Genomic DNA, 3,930 nt, shown 5'->3' on the forward strand with positions numbered 1-3,930 from the left:
TTCTTTTGTTACTCTATTTGTTTTATCGAATAAAACATTTAGCATTGGTATTAATGCTACAAAAGAAAGTGTAGTGAATAAGGCATTAAGAATGTTAAAAATAACATTTAAAACAACATGTTTTTTATAACTCTTTATAAAGGGTAATAATTGATTTAATATTTTTTTCATTTAGTTTAGCTGCATATCTTTTAAAATAGCATCAATATTAGTTTCCAATTGTTGTTCCGTTACTTTAAATGCTGACATATTGTCTAGCGGTGAATTTACGCTAATGTAGAACTTAATTTTTGGTTCTGTTCCACTAGGGCGTAGTGCAATTTTACTTCCGTCTTCTGTATAGTATATTAATACGTTAGATTTAGGAATATCGATTGTTGAAACTTCTCCTGTAATTGTGTTTTTAGAAGTTGATAATTGATAATCTTCAATTAAAGTAACTTTAGAGCCATTAACATATTGTAAAGGGTTTTCGCGAGCATCAATCATCATTTGTTTGATTTCTTGTGCGCCTTCAATGCCTTTTTTTGTTATTGAAATTAAACGCTCTTTATAAAGCCCGTGTGTAACATATAGTTGTATTAACTCTTTATAAAACGAACTTCCTTTTGCTTTTGCTTGCGCTGCAATTTCGCAAGCTAAAAGGGCAGAGGTAATAGCATCTTTATCTCTTACAAAATCACCAACCATAAACCCAAAGCTTTCTTCACCACCACCAATAAAATCTAATTCGGGGAAGTCATTAATCATTTTTGCAATCCATTTAAAACCAGTTAGCCCTATTTTGCACTCTACATTATAGGCGTTAGTTAAAACAGACATCATTGGTGTAGATACAATTGTACTTCCTACAAATTCTTTGCCTTTTATTTTATTACTCGTTTTCCATTGCTCTAGAAGAAAATGAGTCATCATAATCATGGTTTGGTTACCATTAAGTAAAACTAACTCGTTGTCTAAATTTCTAACCGCTATACCAACACGATCACTATCTGGGTCTGTACCTATTACTATATCGCCATCTACTTTATTTGCCAAATCTAAAGCCATTTTTAAAGCTTCGGGTTCTTCAGGATTAGGAGATTTTACAGTTGGAAAGTCGCCATTTGGTACTTTTTGTTCTTCAACAATATGTACATTGGTGTATCCTGCGCGTTTAAATGTTTCAGGAATGGTCATTATAGAAGTACCATGTAAAGACGTGAATACTACGTTTAAGTCTTCTTTTGCTTTTTGAGGTGTATTAAAACTTCCATTTTTAACTGAAGCGTTAATGAAAACATCGTCTACTGTTTTACCTATGTATTCAATTAAGTTATTATTAGCTTCAAATTTAATTTCAGAGTAATCTAATGTATTAATTATTTCTATAATTTCGGCATCTTGTGGTGGTACTAATTGTCCGCCATCTTGCCAATATACTTTATAGCCATTATATTCTGGCGGATTGTGAGATGCTGTTAAAACAATACCACAATGACAGTTTAAATGTTTTAACGCAAATGATAACTCTGGAGTAGGGCGTAAGTCTTCAAATAAAAAAACTTTAATATTATTAGCCGAAAAAACATCGGCAACGACTTTTGCTAAGGTTTTACTATTGTTTCTACAATCGAAAGCAATAGCTACTTTTAAGTCTTGGTTAGGGAATACCTTATGCATGTAATTGCTTATGCCTTGTGTATTTTTCCCTAGTGTATATTTGTTAATTCTGTTTGTGCCAATACCCATAACACCTCGCATACCGCCAGTACCAAACTCTAAATCTTTATAGAAACTTTCTTTTAGTTCTGTTGGGTTAGTAGCAATTAAATGTTTTATATGGTCTTGAGTGGCTGTATCAAAAACTGGAGTTATCCAGGTATTAACTCTGTTTAATAATTCGGGTTCTATGTGTATCATAGTTTATTGTTATAGACTGCAAAAATAATCAATTATGAAAATGTTAAAACCTAAGACGGTGTTAATTTGAGTGTTTTAATTAGAAATTTAATTCATTTCCAATTAAATAGCGTTTTTTGTCCCGTTTTGTGCTTAAAATAATTTCTCCTAAAAAGCCAGCCACAAAAAATTGTGTACCAATTATCATGGTTACTAAGGCTATGTAAAACTGTGGTCGTTCTGTTATTAAACGTCCTGTTTTATTTAGGTATAATTTATCTATTCCTAAATAGGCAGAAAATAAAATACCTATTAAAAACATAATAACACCTAGGGCACCAAACAAATGCATTGGACGCCTCCCAAAACGAGAAATAAACCAAATGGTAATTAAATCTAAAAAACCGTTTATAAAACGATCCATACCAAATTTGGTTTCGCCATATTTTCGGGCTTGATGTTGTACTACTTTTTCTCCAATGCTAGTAAATCCAGCATTTTTAGCTAATACAGGTATGTAACGATGCATTTCGCCATTAACATCTATATTTTTTACAACGTTTAAATTATAGGCTTTTAAACCACAATTAAAATCGTTTAATGTAACACCAGATGTTTTTCTAGCTGCCCAATTAAATAATTTAGAAGGTAAGTTTTTAGTTAATTTATTATCAAATCTCTTTTTTTTCCATCCAGAAACTAAATCGAACTTTTCCTTTACAATCATGTTGTATAGCTCAGGGATTTCGTCTGGATTATCCTGTAAATCGGCATCCATGGTAATAACAACATCTCCTTTAGCTTTTATAAAACCAGCATGTAATGCTTGAGATTTACCAAAATTTTTAAGGAAACGAATGCCTTTTACATTATTATCCTTTTGAGAAAGATTCGTGATAGTCTCCCATGAACCATCTGTAGAACCGTCATCTATAAAAATGATTTCATAAGAAAAATGATTGGATTGCATAACTTTTGCAATCCAATCATATAATTCTGTTAGTGATTCTTGTTCGTTAAGTAGTGGTATGACTACTGATATGTTCATAAAATGTATTTGAAATTTAATACTTCAAATATATAAATATTATGCGTTTACTGGGTTTCTTTTCATAATTAAAGACGTTATAAGTCCAATTATACTATAAAAGACTAAAGAACCAGCTAGCCCTTTAAGTAAATTTGGTATAGAATAAATGCTTCCTTGTTTTTCTGCCGCGTCTACAGCTGCATCTAAAGCTTCACCTGTCATACCAAAGTTTTTAAGCATTTCTAATTGCATTTCAAGCGCTTTTTCTTGTAAAGTAACTGCGGCTTCAGGATCTATAACGTTAAAAATAATGTAACCAACAACTAAGTTTATTAATAACCCAATAGCAATCGTTATAAAAAATGAAGAAAAAGCATTTTTAAAACTAATAAAGCCGCCAAGCATTTTTTTAGATTTATATGTAGAGAATGTGCTCATACCCACAGCAATTATAAATAAAACAATGCCGTAAAACATATTAGTTAATAATTCTAGGTTCAAGGCATAGGCTAAAACTGTACTAGCAGCTAATATAACACCTAAGTATAACCCAAGATTTATTGCTGATGATTTAATTGAATTTTCCATATTTTTGTAGTTTAATAGTTAATTATCTAGGTTAGTATTCAAATATAGCGAAACGTTACAAAAATAAGTTTAAAATTATTCTTATAAATTTGTTGTTAGTTAATAAAAAAGAATTAAATTTGCACCTCGAAAATAGAATAGAATTAAAGCATTTAGCGATGAAAAAAGGTATACATCCAGAAAATTATAGATTAGTAGCATTTAAAGATATGTCGAATGAAGATGTATTTATAACCAAATCTACTGCTAATACAAACGAAACTATAGAGTTTGAAGGAACTGAATATCCATTAATTAAAATGGAAATTTCAAGAACATCTCACCCGTTTTATACTGGTAAATCTAAATTAATTGATACGGCAGGACGTATTGATAAATTCAAAAACAAATACGCTAAATTCAAAAAATAATTTAAGCGAAACTATATATAA

General features: G+C 30.4%; 4 protein-coding genes. 1 reads left to right on the plus strand and 3 read right to left on the minus strand.

Going from position 1 to position 3,930, the window contains the following annotated elements; genetic code table 11:
- Positions 1-171: 171 nt before the first annotated feature.
- The 3 genes from ACVC2P_RS00650 to ACVC2P_RS00660 all read right to left on the minus strand — a co-directional run bounded on the left by ACVC2P_RS00650 (position 172) and on the right by ACVC2P_RS00660 (position 3,499).
- Positions 172-1,902: a phospho-sugar mutase gene (locus ACVC2P_RS00650; protein ID WP_452596554.1), complete on the minus strand. Its 1,731-nt coding sequence runs from the start codon at positions 1,900-1,902 to the stop codon at positions 172-174.
- Positions 1,903-1,981: 79 nt separating this feature from the next.
- Positions 1,982-2,929: a glycosyltransferase family 2 protein gene (locus ACVC2P_RS00655; RefSeq protein ID WP_452596555.1), complete on the minus strand. Its 948-nt coding sequence runs from the start codon at positions 2,927-2,929 to the stop codon at positions 1,982-1,984.
- 39 nt (positions 2,930-2,968) lie between these two features.
- The gene (locus ACVC2P_RS00660; RefSeq protein ID WP_452596556.1) at positions 2,969-3,499 is read right to left on the minus strand and encodes a DUF4199 domain-containing protein; all 531 of its coding nucleotides are present in this window, start codon (positions 3,497-3,499) and stop codon (positions 2,969-2,971) included.
- A 158-nt stretch (positions 3,500-3,657) separates the two neighbouring features.
- Here ACVC2P_RS00660 and ACVC2P_RS00665 point away from each other — a divergent pair, with 158 nt between their 5' ends.
- Complete coding sequence (locus ACVC2P_RS00665) at positions 3,658-3,909, plus strand: type B 50S ribosomal protein L31 (protein ID WP_452596557.1); 252 nt, start codon at positions 3,658-3,660, stop codon at positions 3,907-3,909.
- Positions 3,910-3,930: the final 21 nt, after the last annotated feature.

The sequence above is a fragment of the Pontimicrobium sp. MEBiC01747 genome (assembly GCF_053601635.1).

What these genes read in the sequence shown, in the direction of transcription:
- ACVC2P_RS00650 (WP_452596554.1), bottom strand. Translation starts at nt 1,902, where the DNA reads ATGATACACATAGAACCCGAATTATTAAACAGAGTTAATACCTGGATA.
- ACVC2P_RS00655 (WP_452596555.1), bottom strand. Translation starts at nt 2,929, where the DNA reads ATGAACATATCAGTAGTCATACCACTACTTAACGAACAAGAATCACTA.
- ACVC2P_RS00660 (WP_452596556.1), bottom strand. Translation starts at nt 3,499, where the DNA reads ATGGAAAATTCAATTAAATCATCAGCAATAAATCTTGGGTTATACTTA.
- ACVC2P_RS00665 (WP_452596557.1), top strand. Translation starts at nt 3,658, where the DNA reads ATGAAAAAAGGTATACATCCAGAAAATTATAGATTAGTAGCATTTAAA.